Source organism: uncultured Streptococcus sp. (genome assembly GCF_938036805.1).
Lineage (GTDB): Bacteria > Bacillota > Bacilli > Lactobacillales > Streptococcaceae > Streptococcus.
Window position 1 is genome coordinate 1 of sequence record NZ_CALHWC010000028.1, and the last position, 5007, is coordinate 5007.

Consider the following 5007-nt stretch of genomic DNA (forward strand, 5'->3'; position numbering starts at 1 on the left):
TATTTTTAACTTATTTTATCACCTATAAACTTACAAATCAAGTTTTTAGTTGACTGATTAAAATATTTTTTATAAAATATATTTATAACTTATAAGTAAGTTATAAATAATAAAAAATAGCTCGTAAGTTTAGGTTTGGTGAGTGAGGAAGAAGTTGAGGACGAGACTATGACTTATGACTATTCAAAGCCTTGGTGCTAGAAATTGTGTGGACAAGGTCAAGGGACGAGCCTGACGGGAAGTCAGGCGAAGTCCTGCAGACTGGCGTCCATACAATTTCTAGCCAAACAAAAGCTGGCTATTCTAACAGCCAGCAAACCGATACACTTAAGGCAACGTCCTAAGTAACGAGTCGTCGGCAAAAATCAATAGTGGCAACTAATTACGCAGATTTTAAGTATAGAAAGGAGGCGTTACAGTTGAAAAATACCATTCAATCTCTACGAGAATATCAAAATCAAGTAGATTTATCAAAACTAGAAAAATCTATTTATATCAGCATTGACCGATTAACAGTAATCTTTGATAGTGAGAACCAATCACTTAGACGAATATTTCGTGAATTACGAAAATCACTCGATAATATAATTCAAGAATTTAGTATTCAAGAAAATCTAAGAGAAGACTATTTTACTCTATATAAAACAATAAACGAAGATAGTATAAATCTAATTTTCTTCTAACTATCGGATTATGGTGGTTATCAAGTTATACGCCTAGACTTCAACCCAAACTCACTAAAAGAATTTGAGGGTTTACAAGTGTGGAGGCAGATTATGAATTACGCTCGATTAAATCGATTAGAAATTAGACTATCACGATTAGATCTTGCTTTTGATATCTTTAATAGGCCAGAAATAGTTTTTTTACAACATATCAAAGGAGGGGTTAGTCATAAAATATTCTACGGTAGAGGGGGCAATATAGAAAGTAAATACTGGGGTGCAAGTGGTAGCAACGTTCAAGTACGTTTGTATGATAAGAATATAGAGGTATTAAGTCATAAAAGAGCTGATAAATTAAATATAGAGAGTAAGCCTTTTTGGTGGCGATTAGAGTTCCAACTTCGGACAAAGGCTATAAATGAAGAAACCATTTCAGAGATTTCTAAACGATTGGAGAATTTTAGCTTTTTTAGTCTCTCAAGTGTTCCAGATGATAGCAAAGCATTTGCTTATATCTTTCTCCATGAACCTGCACTCTTACCCGAATTATTCCCCTATCTGAAACCTAACACTATAAGAGTTAAAAAGACTAGACTTAGAAAACATTTAAAAGCATTTGATAGTAGCTCATTTTCTTTAGAACTACAAGATGCACTTAAAGAACAAACCCCACGATTAAATAATGAACTAAAACAATTAATAGTAGAATTCCTAGAACTTACTAGTAAAGGAGAAAGTGACTTATGAACGATAAATTAACTATGACAGTACAAGAAATTATGGACTTAGGTTTTTCAAAATGGACTGCTTATAATATTTTACGACAAGCAAAACATATTATGGTTGAGCGTGGTTTCGATTTCTATAACAATAAAGGACTTGGAACTGTTCCAGTATCAGTTGTAGCAGAAATACTTGGATTGGAGGAACTCCATGTCAAAAACTAGATACACTGGTGTTACGAAAGATGATAAAACTGGGAAATATACTTATTATTTTAAAGCTGGAATTGACCTAGCTACTGGTAAACCATATCAAGAACGTAGACGTGGTTTTCAAACTGCTAAAGAAGCCTTTGAAGCACGAACAAGGGCATTGAATAAGGTACAACAACAAGGAAGCATTAAGCATACTCAATGGACTTTTAAACAGTTTATGGAAGAAGTTTTTATTCCAAATTATTACGCTACAACAAGTCCAGATCTCGAGCACAGACGTCAAGTTATATTCGATGAATTTATCCAATACTTTGGTAAGAAAAAACCTAGAGATATTACAACTTATGATGTAATAAATTATAGAAACAGTTTATTAGATAGATATTCAAATTCATATGCAAGAAACAAGATGACATTGCTTAATCAAGTTTTGAAAACTGCAAAAAAATATGGGTTGATTTTTCATGAAATCCCCACAAAGAATATCAGTCCAATTCCAATCGTAAAAAAACATATAGATTTTTGGACAAAAGATGAGTTCCAAAAAGTAATACAATGTCTTGATAAAGAGAGTTACTTTGAGCACTTTGTTTATACACTTTTTTGGCTTTATTATTTTACAGGAATGCGTGTAAATGAGGCGACTGCTCTTTATTGGGAAGATGTAGATTTTGAAAAGAAAACTCTAGCAATCAATCATAACTTACAGTACATCAACCGTAATAATTGGGTTCGGCGTAACAAACTAAAAACTGAAAGCTCCAGACGAACCATTGGCCTTGATGATAATACTCTAAACGTACTTAAAGAATGGAAAGAACGACAAGCAAAAGTTGACAAGATACCGTTCATTCTATCACTTGATGGAAATCCATATCGTAAACGTAGTATTAGAGACCAGATTCTGAAATATTCTAAACGTGCAGGAGTTAAATACATTCAACCAAAAGGTTTAAGACACTCCCATGCGTCATTACTTATTAATGAATATAATGTAAATGCTCTATATATCCAAAGACGATTAGGTCATTCTGATGTCAAAACTACACTTAGTATTTATAGTCATTTATACCCAAACGCTGATTCCGAATTAACAGATAAACTCAATCTCATATCAAGTGATTTTATCGACTAAATCTCTTTGGCTACCAAATTAGCTACCAAAAAAAGGAAATACACCTCAAAAGCCTAATTTTAAAGGGCTTTTTTTCATATTTTCCCACTATTTCTAATAGGGGGTTGATATGGAAATACTAACGAAACAAGAATTTCGGAAAAAACTTCAAAGGAAGGTTACCATCGGTCGCATCCTAATCCTAGTCCTCTGGCTGGGGCTGGGATGGAGCTACATTCATTCTCTGGATGATTTACAGGAAGGCATCATGGTTGGTCTGCTTCTGGGGATTTCTTTGATGGTTCTGCGTTATAATCTTGCCTTGAAACGGGAGGAAACCTTTAATAGGCTCTACATTCAGGTGACGGATGAGCGCAATCGGATGATTGACGAAAAGACTCGCACTCTGCTTTTTGATATCCTTTTGCTGCTGGCAGCAGGTCTGAGCCTTCTGTCTATGATTTTTCCTATCATTTTAAATCTTAATCAGTTTCTGACCTTGACCATTATTCTGGTTTTGGCCCTTTACTATCTCTTGCGTTTTCTCCTGTCTAAGCGTTATTAACAAAAAAAGCTGGCGTCGCCAGCTTTTTCTAACAAGCTTTAACAGAGCTTGTTTTTATTTTCTATAAAGTCGATCATACTGGTAAACAGGGTCCATGGTCACATGGATGCCCAACTTACGCAGGACATTTTTATCTTCGTCGGTCAGCATCACAGTCGAATGAGCTTCGCTGCCTTTGAGGTTGCCCAGTTGCTGCATAGCGTTGGCAGCATCTTGATTTTCCATGGCTGTGATCGCCAGAGCCATCAAGATTTCGTTTGAGTGGAGGCGAGGATTGCGGCTACCCAGATGATTGATTTTCAGACCTTGAATTGGTTTGACATACTCAGGCTCAATCAGCTTGGTTTCTTTGGCAATGTTGGCTAATTTCTTAATGGCATTGATTAAGACAGCAGCCGTAGGGCCAAAGAGTTCAGAGGTTTTACCGGTTACGATTTCACCGTTTGGCAATTCCAAAGCCAGAGCGGGGTCGCCAGTACTTTCGGCCTTGGCACGCGCAGCAACGGTTACTTTGCGATCCAGCGGTGTGATGCCCAAGTCGTTCATCAATAGTTCGATTTTCTTGATAGCAGATTCAGAGACCCGCTCTGCCTTGAAGTCCAGAATCGTCTGGTAGTAGCGGCGGATGATTTCCTGTTGAGATGCCTCGATAGCTGCATCGTTGTCTACAATGGCAAAGCCGACCATGTTGACGCCCATGTCCGTTGGGGATGCATAAGGAGACTCGCCTAGGATGCGCTCCAGCATGCGTTTGAGGACTGGGAAAATTTCGATATCACGGTTGTAGTTGACGGTGGTTTTTCCGTAGGTTTGCAGATGGAAAGGGTCAATCATGTTGACATCGTCGAGGTCTGCCGTCGCTGCCTCGTAAGCTAAATTGACCGGATGGTGCAGGGGCAGATTCCAAACTGGGAAGGTCTCAAACTTGGCATAACCTGACTTGATGCCATTGATTTGGTCGTGGTACATGTTGGACAAGCAAGTAGCTAACTTACCAGAACCAGGACCAGGTGCGGTCACTACGACTAGGTTACGACTGGTTTTGATGTAATCGTTTTTTCCCATTCCTTCAGGTGAGATGATATGGTCCATATCAGTCGGGTAGCCCTTGATTGGATAGTGGATGTAGGAGTCAATCCCATTCTTTTCTAGCTGAGCTCGGAAGAGGTCGGCTGCTGGCTGGCCAGAATACTGGGTAATGACCACTGAGCCTACATAAATATCCAGCTCATTAAAGGTATCGATTAGGCGCAGCACTTCTTGGTCATAGGAAATACCTAAGTCCCCACGCGCCTTAGAGTGCTCAATATTATTGGCATTGATGGCAATGACAATCTCTACTTGGTCCTTGAGCTCTTTGAGCAGTCTAATTTTATTGTCCGGCTCATAACCTGGCAGGACGCGGGCAGCATGGAAGTCTTCCAGCATTTTTCCGCCGAATTCCATGTACAATTTGCCCTCAAATTGATTAATGCGCTCCAAGATATGGTCGCGCTGCAGGTTTAAGTATTTTTCAGAATCAAAAGCATTTTTTTTCATGTTTGTTTTTACCTCTGATAAAAATTATAACAAAAGATTAGAGATTTTTGGGTTTTGAAGCTAGGAAACTTGTAAAGATAATATGAAATGTACAGAAAAATCACCCGAATGGGTGATAAATCGTTAATAGCTGGTAATCGTGTCCACCGTTGAGCGATCCAGCTTTTTGACCAGCGCTTGCAGGAA

4 protein-coding genes and 1 pseudogene are annotated in these 5007 nt (G+C 38.2%); 4 read left to right on the plus strand and 1 reads right to left on the minus strand.

Going from position 1 to position 5007, the window contains the following annotated elements:
* Positions 1 to 419: 419 nt before the first annotated feature.
* The 4 genes and pseudogenes from Q0191_RS01165 to Q0191_RS01180 all read left to right on the plus strand — a co-directional run bounded on the left by Q0191_RS01165 (position 420) and on the right by Q0191_RS01180 (position 3282).
* Positions 420 to 1412, plus strand: a pseudogene (locus tag Q0191_RS01165) (replication initiation protein).
* Entirely contained in the window at positions 1409 to 1612 is a 204-nt protein-coding gene (locus tag Q0191_RS01170; protein WP_000998327.1) for a DUF3173 family protein, read from the plus strand. The pseudogene Q0191_RS01165 and the gene Q0191_RS01170 overlap by 4 nt, the downstream one beginning before the upstream one ends.
* Positions 1599 to 2738 carry a site-specific integrase gene (locus tag Q0191_RS01175; RefSeq protein ID WP_045769333.1) on the plus strand — a complete coding sequence of 380 codons (1140 nt, stop codon included), beginning with the start codon at positions 1599 to 1601 and terminating at the stop codon, positions 2736 to 2738. The genes Q0191_RS01170 and Q0191_RS01175 overlap by 14 nt, the downstream gene beginning before the upstream one ends.
* A 109-nt stretch (positions 2739 to 2847) precedes the next feature.
* Positions 2848 to 3282 carry a hypothetical protein gene (locus tag Q0191_RS01180; protein WP_297663061.1) on the plus strand — a complete coding sequence of 145 codons (435 nt, stop codon included), beginning with the start codon at positions 2848 to 2850 and terminating at the stop codon, positions 3280 to 3282.
* 54 nt (positions 3283 to 3336) lie between these two features.
* Here the strand turns inward: Q0191_RS01180 and Q0191_RS01185 are convergent, their stop codons facing one another.
* A complete protein-coding gene (locus Q0191_RS01185) occupies positions 3337 to 4821 on the minus strand; it encodes a DUF1846 domain-containing protein (RefSeq protein WP_297663063.1) in 1485 nt (494 codons plus the stop codon).
* Positions 4822 to 5007: the final 186 nt, after the last annotated feature.